16 protein-coding genes and 1 tRNA gene are annotated in these 17,204 nt (G+C 59.7%); 11 read left to right on the top strand and 6 right to left on the bottom strand.

The window, feature by feature from the left end:
* Window positions 1-2 precede the first annotated feature (2 nt).
* Window positions 3-1,967 carry a DICT sensory domain-containing protein gene (locus tag NW855_RS02155; RefSeq protein ID WP_414508294.1) on the bottom strand — a complete coding sequence of 655 codons (1,965 nt, stop codon included), beginning with the start codon at window positions 1,965-1,967 and terminating at the stop codon, window positions 3-5.
* Window positions 1,968-2,136: 169 nt separating this feature from the next.
* On the opposite strand from NW855_RS02155, the gene NW855_RS02150 reads away from it, so the two are divergent.
* Window positions 2,137-2,580, top strand: coding sequence for a 2TM domain-containing protein (locus tag NW855_RS02150; RefSeq protein ID WP_099884457.1), 444 nt, complete (start codon window positions 2,137-2,139; stop codon window positions 2,578-2,580).
* Window positions 2,581-2,674: 94 nt separating this feature from the next.
* A tRNA-Gly gene (locus tag NW855_RS02145) sits at window positions 2,675-2,745 on the top strand.
* Between the two features lie 261 nt (window positions 2,746-3,006).
* On the opposite strand, the gene hisN is transcribed toward NW855_RS02145, so the two are convergent.
* Window positions 3,007-3,801, bottom strand: a complete 795-nt coding sequence (gene hisN, locus NW855_RS02140; RefSeq protein ID WP_011431542.1) for a histidinol-phosphatase — start codon at window positions 3,799-3,801, stop codon at window positions 3,007-3,009.
* Window positions 3,802-3,857: 56 nt separating this feature from the next.
* Here hisN and NW855_RS02135 point away from each other — a divergent pair, with 56 nt between their 5' ends.
* Together NW855_RS02135 and NW855_RS02130 are read left to right on the top strand one after the other, a co-directional pair.
* Window positions 3,858-4,490 carry a biotin transporter BioY gene (locus tag NW855_RS02135; RefSeq protein WP_011431541.1) on the top strand — a complete coding sequence of 211 codons (633 nt, stop codon included), beginning with the start codon at window positions 3,858-3,860 and terminating at the stop codon, window positions 4,488-4,490.
* Between the two features lie 152 nt (window positions 4,491-4,642).
* Window positions 4,643-5,083 (top strand): hypothetical protein, encoded by a 441-nt coding sequence (locus NW855_RS02130; RefSeq protein WP_011431539.1) that lies wholly within the window; start codon window positions 4,643-4,645, stop codon window positions 5,081-5,083.
* Window positions 5,084-5,194: 111 nt separating this feature from the next.
* On the opposite strand, the gene NW855_RS02125 is transcribed toward NW855_RS02130, so the two are convergent.
* Window positions 5,195-5,311: a photosystem II reaction center protein I gene (locus NW855_RS02125; protein WP_011431538.1), complete on the bottom strand. Its 117-nt coding sequence runs from the start codon at window positions 5,309-5,311 to the stop codon at window positions 5,195-5,197.
* Window positions 5,312-5,680: 369 nt separating this feature from the next.
* Here NW855_RS02125 and NW855_RS02120 point away from each other — a divergent pair, with 369 nt between their 5' ends.
* Window positions 5,681-6,613, top strand: a complete 933-nt coding sequence (locus NW855_RS02120; protein WP_414402852.1) for a lysophospholipase — start codon at window positions 5,681-5,683, stop codon at window positions 6,611-6,613.
* Between the two features lie 55 nt (window positions 6,614-6,668).
* Window positions 6,669-7,655, top strand: a complete 987-nt coding sequence (gene hemB / locus NW855_RS02115; RefSeq protein WP_011431536.1) for a porphobilinogen synthase — start codon at window positions 6,669-6,671, stop codon at window positions 7,653-7,655.
* Here the strand turns inward: hemB and NW855_RS02110 are convergent, their stop codons facing one another.
* Window positions 7,656-8,216, bottom strand: coding sequence for a hypothetical protein (locus NW855_RS02110; protein WP_228375367.1), 561 nt, complete (start codon window positions 8,214-8,216; stop codon window positions 7,656-7,658).
* Window positions 8,217-8,321: 105 nt separating this feature from the next.
* Here NW855_RS02110 and NW855_RS02105 point away from each other — a divergent pair, with 105 nt between their 5' ends.
* Together NW855_RS02105 and NW855_RS02100 are read left to right on the top strand one after the other, a co-directional pair.
* Window positions 8,322-8,501: a hypothetical protein gene (locus NW855_RS02105; protein WP_414402851.1), complete on the top strand. Its 180-nt coding sequence runs from the start codon at window positions 8,322-8,324 to the stop codon at window positions 8,499-8,501.
* 96 nt (window positions 8,502-8,597) lie between these two features.
* On the top strand, window positions 8,598-9,527 hold the full coding sequence (locus NW855_RS02100; RefSeq protein ID WP_414402850.1) for a TIGR01777 family oxidoreductase: 930 nt from the start codon (window positions 8,598-8,600) through the stop codon (window positions 9,525-9,527).
* 53 nt (window positions 9,528-9,580) lie between these two features.
* Here the strand turns inward: NW855_RS02100 and NW855_RS02095 are convergent, their stop codons facing one another.
* On the bottom strand, window positions 9,581-12,379 hold the full coding sequence (locus NW855_RS02095; protein WP_414508293.1) for a cation-translocating P-type ATPase: 2,799 nt from the start codon (window positions 12,377-12,379) through the stop codon (window positions 9,581-9,583).
* A 466-nt stretch (window positions 12,380-12,845) separates the two neighbouring features.
* Between NW855_RS02095 and NW855_RS02090 the strand changes: the two genes are divergently transcribed.
* The 3 genes from NW855_RS02090 to NW855_RS02080 all read left to right on the top strand — a co-directional run bounded on the left by NW855_RS02090 (window position 12,846) and on the right by NW855_RS02080 (window position 15,499).
* Window positions 12,846-14,120, top strand: a complete 1,275-nt coding sequence (locus NW855_RS02090) for an FAD/NAD(P)-binding oxidoreductase (RefSeq protein ID WP_011431532.1) — start codon at window positions 12,846-12,848, stop codon at window positions 14,118-14,120.
* 232 nt (window positions 14,121-14,352) lie between these two features.
* Window positions 14,353-15,159: a hypothetical protein gene (locus tag NW855_RS02085; RefSeq protein ID WP_099812710.1), complete on the top strand. Its 807-nt coding sequence runs from the start codon at window positions 14,353-14,355 to the stop codon at window positions 15,157-15,159.
* The gene (locus NW855_RS02080) at window positions 15,137-15,499 is read left to right on the top strand and encodes a hypothetical protein (RefSeq protein ID WP_099812711.1); all 363 of its coding nucleotides are present in this window, start codon (window positions 15,137-15,139) and stop codon (window positions 15,497-15,499) included. Before NW855_RS02085 ends, NW855_RS02080 begins: the two co-directional genes overlap by 23 nt.
* A 67-nt stretch (window positions 15,500-15,566) precedes the next feature.
* Here NW855_RS02080 and NW855_RS02075 read toward each other — a convergent pair whose 3' ends face one another.
* Complete coding sequence (locus NW855_RS02075; RefSeq protein WP_414402707.1) at window positions 15,567-17,150, bottom strand: serine/threonine-protein kinase; 1,584 nt, start codon at window positions 17,148-17,150, stop codon at window positions 15,567-15,569.
* Window positions 17,151-17,204: the final 54 nt, after the last annotated feature.

Below are 17,204 nucleotides of genomic sequence, written 5' to 3'. Positions count from 1 at the left end.
TTTCAGGCGGCCATCGAGGGCTGAGTCTGGGTTCGTGGGTTTGCTATCGGCAGGGTGAAGTGGAAGGCACTGCCCTGGTTGATCCCCGGCGATTCGGCCCAGATGCGCCCCCCCATCGCCTCAACGATCAGCCGGCAGATGGCCAGCCCCAAACCCGTCCCGCCCACGGAACGGCGCAGGGATCCCTCTGCCTGGTAAAACCGCTCGAAGATGGCTTGCAACCGCTCCGGCTCAATGCCTCGCCCGCTGTCGGCCACAGTAAATCTCACCATCGCTTCTCCAGGTTCGCCGGCTGGTGGCTCCACCTCTGCCCGGATCCAGATCCGCCCGCTGGGAGGAGTAAACTTGCAGGCATTGTCCAACAGCTTGCGCAACACTTCCACCAGCCACTCGCCATCTGCCCTGACCATCGGCAGCCGTTTGGGCAGCGCCTGCTCGATGGTGGGTAACTCCTCGTGCCGTCGTCGCGCTTTCACGTTGCTCAGGGCCAGCTCCACGCATTCTTGGGCAGACAGCGGCTCAATATGCCAGCGAACGCGACCACTTTCCAGCTTGGAGAGGGTGAGAAAATCCTGCACCAGCTCCCGCAGCCGACCGGCATCCTGCAGGGCCGCATTCAACATCTCCTGGCGCCTCTCCAAGGGCATGTCGGGGTCGCCGGCCAAAGACTCCAGACACACTTGAATGGTGGACAAAGGAGTGCGCAGCTCGTGCCCGATCACGGCAATCAGCTCCGACTTGGCCCGATCCAGAGCCTGCAACTGGCGATTCAGCTCTTCCAGGTGCTGATAGGCTTCTGCCTGCAGGAGGGCTACTCCTACCTGGTTGGCAATGGCTTCCGCCAGCTCCAGGGTGGCCAGCTGCCAGCGGCGGGGGTGTTGGTGGTGCAGCTCCAATAGGCCCAGCAACCGCCCCTGATAGAGAATCGGCATGGCCACCCAAGCGCGAATTTGCGCCGCCTGCCACAGCTCCGGCACTTGCTGCAAGCGCGGATCCTTTTGGGTGTCCTCGCAACACACCAGTTGGGCCGAGGCCATCGCCTCCTGCAAAAAAGGGTTGCTTGGCACGGGCCAGAGGGATCCCTTGAGGCTGCCCATCGTCAGGGTGTGATACTCGTGATCGATCTGGACAGCAGGAACCTGACCGTCGTAGCGGTAGATCAAACAGCGCCCCACCTTCGCTGCCTGACCCAATTCCTGAACGGCAATGGTCAGGATATCGCCGGGATGCAAAGACTGGCGAATGGCGCTGCTGATGCGGTTGATCAAGTGTTCTTTGCGCTCTTGAGCTTGAATGGTGCGATAGGCCCGCTGCAGCTTGTATTGCCCTACCTGGAGATAGGTGATCAGCCGCTCCGTAAAAGGGCCGGGGTTCAGTTGGCTGTCAGCCTCCTGGGGAGCTCCTTCGAGGTACTGGCGAACCGGCTCCAGGCGAGGGGCCAGATCCGGACGGTAGCCAAGGATCTTCGGCAACAGAGCCAAAGCCGCCTGGGCAGTGACGGAGCGATCAAATGACCAGATGCCATCGAATTGGCGGGCCGCATCCATGTCGCTGCCCTGCCAGGGCCGCTCCCGACACACCAAGCAGGTGGCATAGTGGGCGTCGATAACGATCAAATGCCACTCCTGCGCCAGCGGATCCTCCGGATCCAGGGGGATAAAGTCAGGGGGCAGGTCGGCCTGAGCCCCATCGGGAGCAGCCAACACAAACACATCTTGGGCAACCGCGCCGATGCGACGGTAGCGCCGCGCCTCCTGGCGGTAGTAGCGCTCCTTTTGAAAATTGGCGAACACCCACGGGGATCCCTGACCTTGCAACACCTGATCCTCGATGGCGTGGCTAAGGGCAACCAGAGAAGACTTGAAATAAAGTTGCGGGCGCAGATGGGGCAAAGCCTCCAGCAGATCGCTCAATAGGGAAGTCCGACTCTGACGGCTCTGGCGGGATCTAGGGCGGGTAGAAGTCATAGCCCTATTGGCAAGTTCGGTTGGCAAGGAGTAACTTAGCCGTGGAGAAAGCGCCTGGCGGGCTGGCCTAGGTTTAGTCTAGCGGTTGGGTTCTGCAGCAAGGCGAACTTAACGAGCTGCAAGATCTGGCTAACTTGGGCTAAGAATTGTAAGGTTGTGTGTAGACCCAATGTCGGGATCCCGGTACAGCCAAGAGGACGTGCAACAAATTCTCCAGCGGGCCATGGCCCGCCAGCCGCGTCTGGGCGAGTTTACCCGCGCCCAACTGCAGGAGATGGCCGCCGAACTGGGGATCTCCCCCCAAGAGCTGGATCTGGCCGAACAGGAATGGAAGGCTTGGCAAGAGCTGAACAGCCAACATCGCGAATTCCAGCGCTACCGCCGCCGGCAGTTTTACCAGTTGCTGGGGCGATATGCAATTGTCAACAGCTTTCTGCTGGGCTTGGACTGGCTTTCCGGCGGAGGGCTATCCTGGTCGCTGTTTATACTCATGGGCTGGGGCTTGACAGTTTCCCTCAAAGGCTGGAACGCCTATCAAACGGAGGGTGAACGCTACGAAAAGGAGTTTCAGCAGTGGCAAAAGAAACGCCAGAAGAAGCTTCAGCGTCGATGAGTAGCATCTCGTCTCTCTGCTTTGAGCGGCGATGGTCTTAGAAGGAGACTGCCGGCAGATGCTAGTATAGGTAGCTGCAGAGGCAAATGCCTGTGCGGGCGTAGTTTAATGGTAAAACCGCAGTCTTCCAAACTGCTGTTGACGGTTCGATTCCGTTCGCCCGCTTCCAGCCACCCAAAGCCATAAACCCGCTCCAGATAAGCACTTCCAGCCTTAAACTGCAGTTGAGTTTGGGGTCAGAAAGTGTCAGGAAACGGCTATGGAGAAAAGGGAAAGCTTGGTACGCTTTTGGTCTGAACTGGCACTGCCGGGGGTGGCGGTACCGGTTGTCGACGGGGGCGCCGGACGAAGAACTTGGCTAGAGCCTTATCTTGTCAGCAACAATTTCTAACAATCGCTCCCCAGCGCTTACCTTCGGGCTAGGGACTACCTCTCGGAGCTTATTGCAGCCAAGGCCTGGCGATGCAAGTCGGGGTTGGCCGCCGCCAGCACTTCCCCCCTAGACGTGCGGGTCAAGGGATCCCCCGACCAATCGGTAATCAGGCCGCCGGATCCCTCGATAACAGGCACGAGAGCAGCAAAGTCGTAGAGGGCAAGCCCACACTCCATCACCAGATCGATGTAGCCGCTGGCCAACAAGCCGTACTGGTAGCCGTCGCCGCCGTAAGAGGTGATGTGAACCGAGCGGCTGAGCTGCTGAAAGCGCTGCCGCTGGTCAGGCTGGGCGAACAAATCGGGGGTGGTGCAGCTTAGGTAGGCGCGGCTGAGTTCAGTGGTGGCTTTGGTGCGCGTGAGCTGTTGGGTGGAGGGGGTTATCCAGCGGGTTGGTTGTCCCTGCACCCCCAGCCAGCGCTCGCGCAGCACCGGCTGATCGATGAGGCCCAAGATGGGGCGATCCTCCGCCAACAGGGCGATCAAAGTGGCAAAGGTGGGCTTGCCGGTGGAAAAGGCGATGGTGCCATCCAAGGGATCCAAAACCCAGGTGTAGGGGGATCCGGTCTGGTGGAAGCCAAACTCCTCGCCGAGGATGTTGTGCTCCGGCACGTGGGCGGCCAGCAGCGCCCGCATCGCCCGTTCCGCCTCCCGGTCGGCTATCGTTACAATTGGCGAGCGGGCCTCCTTGTATTCGGCTTTCAGCTCCCCGCGAAACAAAGGTCGGATCACCGCTCCGGCAGCCTCGGCCAGGGCCTGCGCCAATTCAATCCATTCTGGCTTGACCACCTTACTCTCTCTGTACTTTGTCCTCTTCTAGCATAGAAAAAGACTTCCCCTCGGCTATGCGCTCTGGCCGACTGTTAACCCCTCTGGAATGGCTCTGGATCGCGATTGGGGTGATCTTGACCATTTTGGGCACCCTAACCCAGGTGAGCTTGCCGCCTCAGTGGCCAGGGGTGGGCGGATATAGCTTTTCCCTGCAAATCGGCGGCGTGCTGCTGACGGCCTGTCTGGCGGGGCCGGTGGCGGCAGTGTGCGCTCAGATCGTCTATCTGGGATTGGGGTTGGCGGGGCTGCAGGTGTTTGCCCAAGGAGGCGGATGGCAATACCTGTACCAGCCCGCCTTCGGCTATTTGCTCGGGTTTCTGCCTGCAGCCTGGGCCTGCGGGACAATGGCCTTTCGACAAACGGATCCTCATTTACCGCGCGCCTCCTTTCCCCCTCGCCGCAACCCCTACGTGCAGCCCAGCCTCTCTGCGCCGGTGCGTCTGCAAGACTTGGCCGCCGCCGGTTTGGTGGCCCTGACCCTGGTTCACCTGACCGGGATCACCTATCTCTTAGCTACTCAGCCCTGGAATGGAGAGTTGCTGCAGTTGCTTCGGCTCTACTCTGGCTATACCCTGCCAGGACAGCTCATCGTGGTCAGCTTCGCTGCCCTCCTAGCCCTGATCCTGCGGCGCTTGCTGCTGCTTTAGCGCAAAAGACCTTCTATCTTTGCGCGATTGCGCATTTGCTCTTGGGCTGGAGCAGCAAAGATTAGCCTAGAGGCAAACTTGCCCCAGAGAAGGGACAAGGGGTTTCCAAGGTTTCACCAGGTTTCTGCAAAGTTTCGTGAGAAAAGGCAAGAATGCGACGCGCTGCGCTAACTCTCTTGGCAACGGGCTTTCTAGCCACCACTCTGACCGCCTGCGGCAACAGCGGCAACTCTGGCGGATCGATTGTCATTCCACCCCAAAGCCCAACCGTTTCCTTTATCAATCCGCCTACCTCTGGGCGCGTAGGCACCTCCACACCGGCTTTCACGGTGCAGGTCAGTGTGCCGGGCGGCGCCCGCTCAACCCAGTTTGTGGAACTGGAAACCTTCAACCCGCTTGGCACGCGCGTGCAAAGGGAAGTCTTTAGCCCCCAGCAGGTTGGCTGCAGCCCAGGTGCCACTTTCTGTAGCTTCAACACCGACTTCCGGGTTGCTCCTGGCGATCCTGCCGGCGTTTGGCAGTTTCGAATCACTGCCTTTGACCAGCAAAACCGCTCTGGATCCCAGACTCTTCTGATTACAGTCTTTCAGTAGGCAAGCCGAGCCGTTGCTTTGGATTGAGAGCTAAGCGAAAGCAGGGGATGCGTCAAGCACCCCCTTAAGGCGTAAGCCCTTCTCACCAGGAACGCCCAAATGCGGGATCCCTCATTCCATGTCCCGACGGTTGGGGTTGCGGGCAGGGTCATTGCTCAAGAAACCAAAAACAAACAGTCCCACAAAAAAGATTACCACCGCGTAAACAGAGATTTTCAGTAACAGCATAGTTTCAGCGACCCGTTTCCAAGTGGATGAAGCGAACAAGCAACAAAGCAATGGTAGAGCAAAGACCAAGAGCCACGGAGACGGGATCCCGTCAGACCTGAGGCTCGGCAAAAGTTCTTCACAAGATCATACCTCCCAACAGCTCCTCATTCCCGCCGTTGGCCCCAATTTGTCCCCAAAACGCCTCGGACACTTGCCGGAAAAGAGCCGCAAAGCTCGGCCAGATAGGGATCCCTGGCAAGGGGCAAAATTGTTAAGAAATGTTTTAAAGCGAAAAGCAACATTGCGCTCGCTCAGCGGCAGCAGTGTTGGAGAAGGCTGGGGAATGGGAGGATGGGATCTGCGGCTTTGCTGGCTGGGTACCTATCTATGCCTTTTGACTTGTCCGGTAATCCAGTTCATCAGTTAAACCACTGGGATGCTTCAGAGGAGCGGTTGCCGAGTCAGGCAAGACCTCCGTCGTCTCAAGAGATCTATTGCTCCCGGGAACTACAGCTTTCAGACGGCACCGCGGTTTTTCTGCGCCACTGGCTACAGGGATCCCCGCGGGGCCGGGTGTTGCTGTTGCACGGCAAAGGGGATCACGGCGGCGGGTTTGGCCCCTTGGCGGAAGAACTAGTGGCCCGGGGCTGGGAGGTTTTGGCGCCTGACATGCGGGGATTTGGACGCTCAGATGGCATCCGCTGTTGGATCGATCACTTTGGTCAGTACCGGGCGGATCTAGAGGCAATCGTCGAGCAAGTTTGGCCCCAGCCAGGGATCCTCCAAGTCTGGTGCGGGTACAGCGCAGGGGCCAATTGGGTTACGGAATATGCGCTTGCTCACCCCGACCAGGTGCAAGGTTTGATCCTTATCTCCCCGGCCTTTCGTATCGACCACTATTTCAACCACTTTACCTGGGGTCTTTTACAGGTCTTGGACAAGGTTTTGCCCCAGTTGGCCCTGACCGGCCTCTACGAACCCGGGCGGGTGACCTCCCTAGCGGAGCAGCAGGCAGCCTTGGCTGCAGATCCTTACGTGTGTGGTGTTACCCGGGCCCGGTTTACGGCGGAGCTGGTGCGCAGCGGCCGGCGCTGCCTTGAACAAGCCCACCGGCTGGAGCTGCCAGTTTTGGTGCTCTACACCTCTGCCGATATTGTTGTCAATCCTGCTGGCGCTGTGGAGTTTGCCTGTCGGCTTCCCAAGGGTGAAGTCTACGATTTTCCCCAGTCGCGCCACGACCTTTTGCACGACTGCGAGGCTGCAGCTGTTCAGCAAGCAATTGGCTGCTGGTTGGAGCGGCATTTTCCCCCTCCGCTTTGACTGAGCTCCTGGGGCCCTCATGGCAAAATAGAGAGGCCCTCTTTCTCCTGCTCCTATGAGCCAAGACCTGATCTACCGTCCCCGCCGGCTGCGGCGCACCGAGGCCCTTCGCCAGCTGGTTCAGGAGACCCACCTGCGGGTGCAGGATCTCATCTACCCCCTGTTTGTCATGGAAGGGGAGAACCAGCGGCAAGAGGTGGAGTCGATGCCCGGCTGCTACCGCTACACCCTGGATCTGCTCCTCAAGGAGGTGGAGGAGGCGGCCAACTTGGGGATCCCGGCGGTGGCCCTCTTCCCGGTGGTGCCCGAAGAAAAGAAAGACCCCACGGGGCGAGAATCCTTCAACCCGGAGGGCCTCATCCAGCGGGCGGTGCGTCGGATCAAGCAGGAGATCCCCGAGATCCTGGTGATCACGGATGTGGCCTTGGATCCTTACAACAGCGACGGCCACGACGGCATTGTGCGGGACGGGGTGATCCTCAACGACGAGACAGTGGAGGTGTTGGTTAAGCAGGCCCTCTCCCAGGCGGAAGCGGGAACCGACATCGTGGCCCCCTCCGACATGATGGACGGTCGCGTCGGCGCCATTCGCGAGGCCCTGGATGAGCAAGGCTATACCGACGTGGCGATTCTGGCCTACTCCGCCAAGTATGCCTCCGCTTTCTATGGCCCTTTTCGCGATGCCCTGGGATCCGCGCCCAAGTGGGGGGATAAAAAAACCTATCAGATGGATCCCGCCAACGCCCGCGAGGCCCTTAGAGAAGTGGAGCTGGACGAGGCGGAAGGGGCGGACATTGTGATGGTGAAGCCGGCCTTGGCCTACCTGGACATTATCTATCGGGTCAAGGAAGCGACAGATCTGCCCGTGGCCGCCTACAACGTGAGCGGCGAATACGCCATGATCAAGGCTGCTGAGCAAAAGGGCTGGATCGACGGCAAGAAGGTGATGATGGAATCCCTCTTGGCCATGAAGCGGGCCGGCGCTGACATGATCCTCACCTACTTTGCCAAAGAGGCGGCCCTGCTGCTGCAACAGTCCTAGCTAGGGCCTTCTGGACAACTGGGGAGATTGTCCAATCCAGGTGGGGGGTGCCTTTTTCTCCGCGTCGGCTACTAGGTCGCTGGGATCCACCAGGCGCACCTGGATTTGATCGGGCGGCACGCGGTTGAGGCGTTCCTTGATGAGGGCTTGCTGCTGCAAGGGATCCATGCCGCGATCCACTCCCTCCCGCAACCGTGAGACTCGGGCTGAGAGGACTTCGAGGTTCTGCTCCAAAACCTGCAGGCGGTGGTGCTGGGCCAACTGCACCGGTAAAAGGCGATACAGGCCGCCGAGGGCAGCCGCCGTAAACACGAGGTTCACCCCGATGCGACAGAGCAGTTCCCAAGCTTGGGGCTCCGGCTCTGGGGCTCGTCGTTCCCGCAGGCGAGACAGATTTCTTGAACAGGAAGGCCGGACGGGGATCGTCCGCGGGCCGGGAACCGGGAGAGAAGGGGGCGCTCCGGCCCGAACCAGGGATCCCTGCCCCTGCAAACGACGCAGCCGCGGAGCAATAGAGACGCCCAGCTCAGGCCGAGGAACCTGCCCCTCATTGACAGACATGGGGCGAGCCGAGGTACGCGAAGTAGACTTGGGTGTCACGGGTGAAGGGAAGCAATCGGGGGATGAAAGACCACCTCTGCTACTGGGAAGCGCAGCTAGGGCTTATTGAAGCCGATTTTTCCGAACGTGTCAGGCGGTGGTCCAAAACATTTTTCTTTTCAGCTCTACTCCGGTACGGCGGAGGCGGATTTCGGCTCTTTTTCCGGGTCTTCGGTCAACGCCAAGCAGGAACTGCCGGACAGCCTAGAGAAAAACCGGCTATGGCCAAACCCGGAAACGCGCTAGGCTAGAGGTTCCTACCTTGGGCAAGCTCTACGCCGTCCAAAGGACGAAGGCAACAGAGAGCCCAGGGGCTTGTAGGGTGCTTATCGGGATCCGCCTATGCGCATTGCCATCACGGGTGGGAGTGGTTTTATCGGGCGCCGCTTGGTGGCCCGCCTGCTGGAGCGAGGAGATGAGGTGTTGGTTTTGAGCCGCCGCCCTGAGCAGGCCCGCCGCGTTCTGGGAGCATCCCCCAACCTCAAGCTGCTGGAGTACGATCCCTACCAACCGCAAGCCTGGGCCTCAGCTCTGGAAGGCTACGAGGCCATTGTCAACTTGGCCGGAGAGCCCCTGGCCTCTTCCCGCTGGACGGAAGCCAAGAAAAGAGAGATCCGCCGCAGCCGCGTGGAGACCACCCAGGCCCTTGTCCAAGCCCTCGCCTCCCTTGGCCAGAAGCCCCAGGTGATGATCAGCAGCTCGGCGGTGGGCTACTACGGGCCTCGCCCGGAAGGGGAGCCCCTGACAGAGGCAGATCCCCCTGGCCAGGGCTTTTTGGCAGAAGTCTGTCAGGCGTGGGAAGCAGCTGCCCGCCCGGCTGAGGAGCTGGGGATCCGCTTGGCCATCCTGCGCACGGGGATTGTCCTAGGGCCCGATGGAGGAGCCCTGGGTCAAATGCTTGCCCCCTTTCAGTTCTTCCTCGGCGGCCCCATTGGCTCTGGCAAGCAGTGGGTCTCCTGGATCCACCGCGACGACTGGGTGAGTCTAGTCTGCTTCCTGCTGCAGCAGGGATCCGGCGTCTTCAACGCCACTGCCCCCAACCCGGTGCAGATGGAAGAGTTCTGCCGCACTTTGGGACAAGTTTTGGCCCGCCCCTCGTGGCTGCCGGTACCAGCCCCAGCCCTAGAACTGCTGCTGGGCGAAGCAGCTCAGGTGGTTCTAACAGGGCAGAAAGTGATCCCTCAGGCCGCGCTGCAGCTAGGTTTCCCCTTCCAATATCCCCACCTCAAAGAAGCCCTGCGGCAACTGCTCATCCCTCAGGTCAACCGCTGAGCGTAGCCATCTAGGAGGCAAGCCCTTGCCGCCGCTCTGGCTTCCCCCAAGATTTAGGTTTTCCTGGGTAAGCGGGCCAGCGAAGCGCCTTCCGGATCCACCCGGTTGGCCAGCGCTGCCACCCCAATCATTGGCAGGCTCACCACCAGGCAGAAGCCCCACTGCTCCCAAGCTAGCGGTGCCGTGTCGAAGAGAGCGTTGAACAGGCTCCATTGGCTGAAGAGGATCTGCAGCAGGATGGCCGCTCCAATGCCGATGGTGATAGCCGCCACATCCATTAGGCGTTCGTGGCGTTCCAACTGGCTGGCGCGCCCGCGGCCCAACAGGGTAGGAATAGCCTGGCTGAGGCTGAGCAAGTAGAAGATGCGCCCAATCACCAGCGTCTGAATGGCCATGCTGCGGGCCAGGTTGAGGTTGCCGGTGGTTTGTTCGATGTATTCAAAAACCCCGAAGATCAAGAGCCAGTTAAAGGCTGAAACCAGCAGAATGCGTTGCAGCAGCCGGGGAGAAAGCAAATTGGCGTCGGGATCCCGCGGTGGTTGGGTCATCTCCCGCCCCGTGCTGGGCTCAAAGGAGAGGGGCACTGTCATGGTGATGGAGTTGATCATGTTGAGCCACAACACCTGGATGGCCAAAATGGGCAGCTCGCGGTTGAGGAGGACGCTGAGGAGAAGGGTCATTGACTCCCCTGCGTTCACCGGCAGGATGAAGGCGATGGCCTTGAGCAGGTTGTTGTAAACGGTGCGCCCCTCTTCGACGGCGGCCTCGATGGAGGCAAAGTTGTCATCGGTCAAGATCATGTCGGCGGCGGCTTTGGCCACTTCCGTGCCGCCCCTCCCCATGGCAATGCCCACATCTGCCTGCTTCAAGGCCGGGGCGTCGTTGACCCCATCGCCGGTCATGGCCACGACCTGACCCTGCGACTGCAAGGCCTTCACCAGGCGCAGCTTTTGCTCCGGCACCACCCGCGCAAAGACGGATCCCTCGTTGGCGGCGGTAACAAACTCCTCTGGGCCGAGCTGCTCCAGATCCCGGCCGCTGTAGGCTTTTACCGGTTTGCCGCCGCCCAGGCCCATCTGCTCGGCAATGGCTTGGGCCGTGAGCACATGGTCGCCGGTAATCATCTTGACTTGGATCCCGGCGGTTTGGCAGGAGCGCACGGCGGCAATGGCCTCTGGGCGCGGCGGGTCGATCATTCCCTGCAAACCGAGGAAGATCAAACCCTCTTGCAAATCTGGGTGATCCACTTGCGTTTGGCTGCTGGGGACGGTTTTTTGGGCAAAGGCCAGAACCCGCAGCCCCTGCCGCGCCAAGGCCTCCACCTGCTGCCGAATCCGCTCCGCTTCCAAGGGCTGGATCTCCCCCTGGGATCCCATCTGGCTGCCGCAGCGGGGCAAGAGAGCTTCTACAGATCCCTTGACGTAGATGCAGTGCTCCTCCGGCCCCAACCGGTGCAGGGTGGCCATGTACTGAAACTCGGATTCAAAGGGGATGCTGTCCAGGCGAGGGCGGCGGCGCTGCAGATCTTCTCGATCCAGACCCCCCTTCTGCGCCGCCACGAGCAGAGCCGCCTCAGTCGGATCCCCTACCACTTCCCACTGGCCGTTGTCCTTGGCTTGGAGGCGGGTGTCGTTGCAGAGGCAGCCGGCCACCAGGCAAGCCTCTAGGGCAGGCGATTGGCGGATTTCGACGGGGGAATCGTCTTCCTGAGGTAGGATCTGGCCCTGGGGGCTGTAGCCGCTGCCGCTAACCCGGTAGAGCCGGGATCCGGCGTAGATGGCCTGCACCGTCATCTGGTTTTCCGTGAGGGTGCCGGTTTTGTCCGAGCAAATCACCGTGGCGCTGCCCAGGGTTTCTACCGCCGGCAACTTGCGGATGATGGCGTGGCGTCGGGCCATGCGGGAGACCCCAATGGCCAGGGTTACGGTAACTACCGCCGGCAAGCCTTCGGGGATAGCGCTCACCGCCAGCGCCACTGCCGCTTCAAAGACACTCACTGCCGCTTGGCCCTGCACCAGGCCCACCAAAAAGGTGAGCGCCGCCAAGGTGAGGATAATTTTCAGCAAGGTCAGGCTGAACGCCTCAAACTTGCGCGTCAGCGGAGTTTGCAGGGATCCCCCTTCCTCGATCAGCTTGGAGATGCGGCCTGTTTGGGTCTGGTTGCCGATGGCCACCACCACCCCCGCCCCTTGGCCAAAGGTGACGAAGCTGCCGGCATAGGCCATGTTCTGGCGGTCGGCCAACGGCGTGTCTTCGGGGAGGGATCCCAGCCGTTTTTCCACCGGCACCGACTCTCCCGTGAGGGCCGATTCGTCCACCTGCAAGTTGCGCACGCTTACCAGGCGCAGGTCGGCAGGCACCCTGTCTCCCGAGCTCAAGAGCACCACATCCCCCGGCACCAGCTTCCGCGAGGGCACCCGCACTTTCTGCCCCTCCCGCATCACCGTTACTTCCGTCACCACCGACTTGGCCAGGGCGGCAATCGCCTCCTCCGCCTTGGACTCTTGGATGTAGCTGATGAGAGCGTTGATCACCACCACCGCCCAGATTACGATGGCGTTGCGCCAGGAGCCTAGGAACGCCTTGATCGCCCCGGCCACCATCAGGATGTAGAGCAGCGACTGGTTAAACTGCTGCAGAAACTTGACCCATGCGGGGGTAGCTGCCTTGGCCTTCAGCTCATTGGGGCCATACTGCTTCTGCCGCCGCTCCACTTCCGCCTGGGAGAGGCCTTTTTCCAACAGCGTCGGCAAAGAGAGCTCCTCTCCGAGGAGCTGCTGGATGGCTTGCTCCTCCGGCAGGGCATGCCAGGCAAGGGCCGGGAGCAGCTCAGGGGATGAAGGTTTGGCCATGTTCGGAATCTTGAGTTACAACAACACAACGGCAGGACGAGCTGCCGACCTTCCTCCATCTGACAGCCTAGCGGATGCCGCCTGCCCTTCCCAGTAAAACGCTCCCCGAGCAGCTCTTGCTAAGGCAAGCGTCAACAACGTTTAAGGAGGCGGCTAAGATTTGCTGAAAATTCTCGACAGATAGATAGATAGAAAGGATGAATATATTCTTATTAGGTAGTATGATTAGCTAGAGCTTGTGGGGAGCCGAAGTGCTTCGGCCTCCCATGCTAGCTGACCTGTCCGGGCTCTTGGATGGGTTGGTTGGCTCTCTTGCTGTTTTTAATATGGCCGACGGGTCTATCGGTCTCTTTTTTTTTTGTTTCCGTTTTGAGTTTTAGAGGGAGTTATCGTGGTACCGACTACAAAGCCAAGGGAATTCCAGGCGCAGTCAGCAGCAGTGCCGCAAAACGGCGCGCGCTCTGAGGTGCAAGGGATCGGATCGAAGGGGTCCGCGGCGGTTCTCCGCCATCAGATTGTCGTCGTCGGGGGAGGGGCAGCCGGCATCAGCGCAGCAGCCCAGTTGCTGGAGCGCCAGCGCAACCTCGACATTGCCATCATCGAGCCATCCGACAAGCATTACTACCAGCCCGGCTGGACGTTGGTGGGTGGGGGTATTGCGCCGCTGGCCAAGTTTGTGCGCGATGAAAAAACCGTGATCCCCAGGGGAGCCAAGTGGATCCAGGCGCGAGTAACCGAGCTGGATCCGGATCACAACCGCGTCATCACCGAGGATGGCCAAGTTATCGAATACGACTACCTCATCATGGCCCCCGGCATCCAAATTGACTGGCACCTGATCGAGGGCTTGCCGGAGGCGCTGGGCAAGGGCGGCGTGACCAGCAACTACTCCAAAGACTACGCCCCCTACACCTGGGAGACCATCCGCAACTTCCAGGGGGGCACGGCCATCTTCACCTACCCTGCCACTCCCATCAAGTGCGGCGGCGCGCCCCAAAAAATCATGTACATGGCCGACGACGTTTTCAAGAGCAAAAGCGGCGTTGGCGTCAACACCAAAGTTATCTTCTGCACCGCCACCCCTACCCTCTTCGCGGTGCCCGAATACAGCGCCGCCCTGGAGAAGGTGGTGGAGCGCCGCGGGATCCAGGTGAAGTTCAGGCACAACCTCAAGGCCATCCGGCCCGAGACCCGGGAGGCCATCTTTGAAGTCACCACCGACGGCGGCAAAGAGGAGGTGAGCCTGCACTACGACATGATCCACGTGGCTCCGCCCATGAGCGCCCCGGACTTTGTCAAGCGCAGCCCTCTGGCAGGGCCCGGCGGCTGGGTGGAGGTGGACAAATGGACGCTGCAGCATCCCCGCTACCCCAACGTGTTTGCTTTGGGGGATGCCTCTTCCCTGCCAACTTCCAAGACGGCAGCCGCGGCCCGCAAGCAGGCGCCGGTGCTGGCGGAAAACCTCTTGGCGGCCATGCAGTCCAAGCCGCTGCCGGCCCGCTACGACGGCTACACCTGCTGCCCCCTGATCACCGGCTACAACTCCCTGATCATGGCAGAGTTTGCCTACGACGGGAAGCTAGCTCCCTCTTTCCCCCTGGATCCAACGCGGGAGCGCTACTCCATGTACTTGGCCAAGGTGCACCTGTTGCCCTGGCTGTACTGGAACCGCATGCTCAAGGGCAAGAGGTTTGAGGCCGACATCTTCAAGCCCATCAATAAGCTGGTGCATCGCTACTAAGGCTCTCCACCCTCTCACCCCCAGCCCCTCTCCCAAGGGGAGAGGGGAGTTTTTTTACAGAGCTGGCTCGCTCTGCCGCTGTGTTGTTACTTAGAAACCTTGTTAGAAAAACTACTAAGTATTTCTTAACGTCAATAGCTTCTGAGAGGTGAGGTTTTGCCGTACAATCAGCCCAGGTCTCCGTGAAAACCGAGTAGACTAGGTAAGGAAGTTTCACTTAAGGTTCTGTTCTATGGATTGTCTCAGAGAAGACGAGCTTGGCTATCTCCTTAAGAGGCGGGAAGAAGTTATAGAGGAGCAGAGAGAGATTCAAACCACTATTCAGTCTTCAAGAAATTGGCGGAAACGAGACATTTTGTCTCAGGCAAGAAAGTGGGGCTGGGAGATTGTCCGTCGTCGTGCCAGACATCCCACGCAAGCTGTTCGCGGGCATTTGAGGGTTAGTATTCCTGGACATGGCGACGGCGATTTCCTGGGGGTAGGAATAGCTCATAGAGTCTTAAAGGAATTGGCAGAGCCTAAACTCACAGAACTACAGCTTCAAAGACAAGAGTGCAGCGACCAAATTGTTAACTTTCTCGTGGGCAGAGGTATTGAATTTAGTTCTTTGCGCGAGTTAGGTTTATTAATCGAGCAGATTGAATTTCTGGAAGAGCAAAACCTAAAACTTAAGCGTAGAATAGAAGAGAGCGAGGAAGTAGCTTTAGATTTGCTCGTCGAGAAAGAACACGAAAATCAGAAGCTGGCCAATAGAATAAGAGAGCTTGCAGAAGAGCAGCTGCAAGTCCAGGAGATCGTCAGCCGTGCCATTTTAGCTCTGAAGGAACTTAAACATATCTTTGACCAGCTTCAGAACGCGGTAAACTACATTCCCATTCCAGAGATTAGGAGCTCACTGCAAAGTTACCTGAACAGGATCATGGCTATTTTTAAGGCTAACCTGCCTTCTACGGGTTCTAGAAAGTTGCTTCAGAAGAACGAGCAGGATATTTATCAAGCGAATTTGGAGGATAACCATGGGTCTCATCGAGAGCCTTGAAACGGCAATCGCGGCCTCGCGTCGCAACTATATTGAGCTCCTTGAGTTGACAGGACAGCTTGTTGCCGAGCGACAGCAGCAAGGTCAAAGGAATTGGCTACGGCTGAATGCCAAGCCCTGGACAGCAGCGACCCTAAAAAAAGCTTTTGCTTCCTTTGCAGCCGCTCGAGCTTACTTTAGCAAGCGCTACGGCATAAAAGCAAGAGGGTGGAAAGCTTTGGCAGAGCAGGTCAATACTGTTGAGACAGCGCTGATTCACTTGGGACTGGCCGTTCGCGAAAGCCCTCAGGCAACCTCCCTTTTGGAGAAGAGTGCCCGGCAATCCTCCTCGATTTCTTGAGGGGATAGGCGTCCACTCTCCCTTTTTTCGCCGTTCTGGCTTTGTATCCCCAGGAGGGGGAAGTTTTTTACAGGCAGGCTTTGAACTTTTTCAATACCGCCCGATCCAGCATCAGCAGGGCTGCGCGTAACCCCCCCGAGTATCCCCAGAAAAAGCCCACCGGCAGATGGCCCTTGGGCGCTTCCAAGTTGGTTTTGAGCCCCCCGTACTCCAGCCAGCGGCCCTGGATCTGCCAGCCCACTTTCTCTCCCATACACTCTTCGCGGGGCAAGGCCGAGAAGGATCTCGAGCTGAGCCCTCCCCTTTTCTCCGAGTCACACTCCTGCCAGAGCTGCTTCTGGACGGTAAAGCCAAAGCGTCCATGGCTGGCCTGCGTCCAAAGTTGGTCGATTAGCCGCAGCATCGGGCAGGGGAAAGCTTCAACATCCTTGGGATCGAAAAAGCCCACCTGGGATCGCCCGCCCAGCTTTAACATTAGAGCCGTCGTCCAGCGATCGGCTTCCCCCCACTGGCCAGCCCGCAGCCGATCCCACAGCCCTTGTAGGGCAGGAGCCGCTTCTCCCACCCAGTCTGGCCAGGGGAGAGTAGCGGGCAGGGATCCCTGTCCCTCTAGACAAACTTCGGGAGAAACCAGGGATCCGGATGCCCCCTCTTTTTTCTTTGTCGTGGCAGGGGTAGGGGGCGCCACCATTTGCTCCAGCTCTTCTGCCGAGTGCTGGGCCAGGAGCTGTTCCAGCTCATCTTGGGGTTGCGGGGCCAGAAGCCGCTCCAGTTGCCGCAGATCTTGAGTGCGGATGGCGGGCTCAAAGGTCAGCGGCTTCTTCTCTTCTTGAGAGGCCGCTCCCGGCAGCAGGGCCAGCCACTCGGCCATGGTTTGTGGGCGCTCTTCGGGGTGGAGAGCCATCCCTTTGAGGATGGCGGCCTCCACCTCTTCAGGAATGCTGGGGTTAAGGCTGCGGGGGGGATCCAACTGCCGGCCTGTGGCCCGCACCGGCGCGCACAAGGGCACTATCCCCGTCAGCAGGGTGTAGAGGGTGGCGGCCAAGGCATAGACATCGGTGAAGGCGCCGCGGCGGCGCAGGCTGTCGTACTGCTCCAGGGGGGCGTAGCCATCGGTGCCGTAGGAGGTATGGCGCTGGATCAAACCTTGGGCGTAGGCCCGCGCCAGGCCAAAGTCGATCAACACCGCTTGCCCGGATCCCTCCCGCACCAGGATGTTGGCCGGCTTCACATCGCGGTGCAGGATCCCCTGTTCGTGCAGGGCCATGAGGGCGGATCCCACCTCTCGCGTCAGGCGCAGGGCCTCCGGCAGGGGCAGCGGCCCCTTTTGCCGCAAAAGCTGGTGCAGCGTCTGGCCACGGATGTACTCCATCACAATGCACCAACGCTCCTGCTCCCAGATCACCTCTTCCACCTTCACCACGTGGGGGTGGCGGCAGCGGGCCAGTTGCAGCGCCTCGTTCATGAAGTTTTGCTGGAAGCGAGGATAGTCGGGATCCTCGCGGATGCTGTCCTTTAAGACCTTGATAACCACATCCTCAGCACGGACGCTGTCCCAGGCGCGGTAGGTAATGCCGAAGCCCCCTTCCCCCAAAACGGCCTCGATGCGGTAGCGCCCCCCCTGCAATTCTTCGCCAACTGCCCAAGCCATACGCGATCTCGCTCCCCGCCTCTAGGGCTATTCTGTCACGGGGATCAACAACGG

This window comes from Synechococcus sp. RC10B2 (assembly GCF_047502635.1).
This window is presented reverse-complemented; position numbering and strand designations above follow the sequence as displayed.

Coding starts and splice junctions, on each gene's coding strand:
- NW855_RS02155 (WP_414508294.1), bottom strand. CDS start 1,967: ATGACTTCTACCCGCCCTAGATCCCGCCAGAGCCGTCAGAGTCGGACT.
- NW855_RS02150 (WP_099884457.1), top strand. CDS start 2,137: ATGTCGGGATCCCGGTACAGCCAAGAGGACGTGCAACAAATTCTCCAG.
- NW855_RS02135 (WP_011431541.1), top strand. CDS start 3,858: ATGCGCTCTGGCCGACTGTTAACCCCTCTGGAATGGCTCTGGATCGCG.
- NW855_RS02130 (WP_011431539.1), top strand. CDS start 4,643: ATGCGACGCGCTGCGCTAACTCTCTTGGCAACGGGCTTTCTAGCCACC.
- NW855_RS02125 (WP_011431538.1), bottom strand. CDS start 5,311: ATGCTGTTACTGAAAATCTCTGTTTACGCGGTGGTAATCTTTTTTGTG.
- NW855_RS02120 (WP_414402852.1), top strand. CDS start 5,681: ATGCCTTTTGACTTGTCCGGTAATCCAGTTCATCAGTTAAACCACTGG.
- hemB (WP_011431536.1), top strand. CDS start 6,669: ATGAGCCAAGACCTGATCTACCGTCCCCGCCGGCTGCGGCGCACCGAG.
- NW855_RS02110 (WP_228375367.1), bottom strand. CDS start 8,216: ATGTCTGTCAATGAGGGGCAGGTTCCTCGGCCTGAGCTGGGCGTCTCT.
- NW855_RS02100 (WP_414402850.1), top strand. CDS start 8,598: ATGCGCATTGCCATCACGGGTGGGAGTGGTTTTATCGGGCGCCGCTTG.
- NW855_RS02095 (WP_414508293.1), bottom strand. CDS start 12,379: ATGGCCAAACCTTCATCCCCTGAGCTGCTCCCGGCCCTTGCCTGGCAT.
- NW855_RS02085 (WP_099812710.1), top strand. CDS start 14,353: ATGGATTGTCTCAGAGAAGACGAGCTTGGCTATCTCCTTAAGAGGCGG.
- NW855_RS02080 (WP_099812711.1), top strand. CDS start 15,137: ATGGGTCTCATCGAGAGCCTTGAAACGGCAATCGCGGCCTCGCGTCGC.
- NW855_RS02075 (WP_414402707.1), bottom strand. CDS start 17,150: ATGGCTTGGGCAGTTGGCGAAGAATTGCAGGGGGGGCGCTACCGCATC.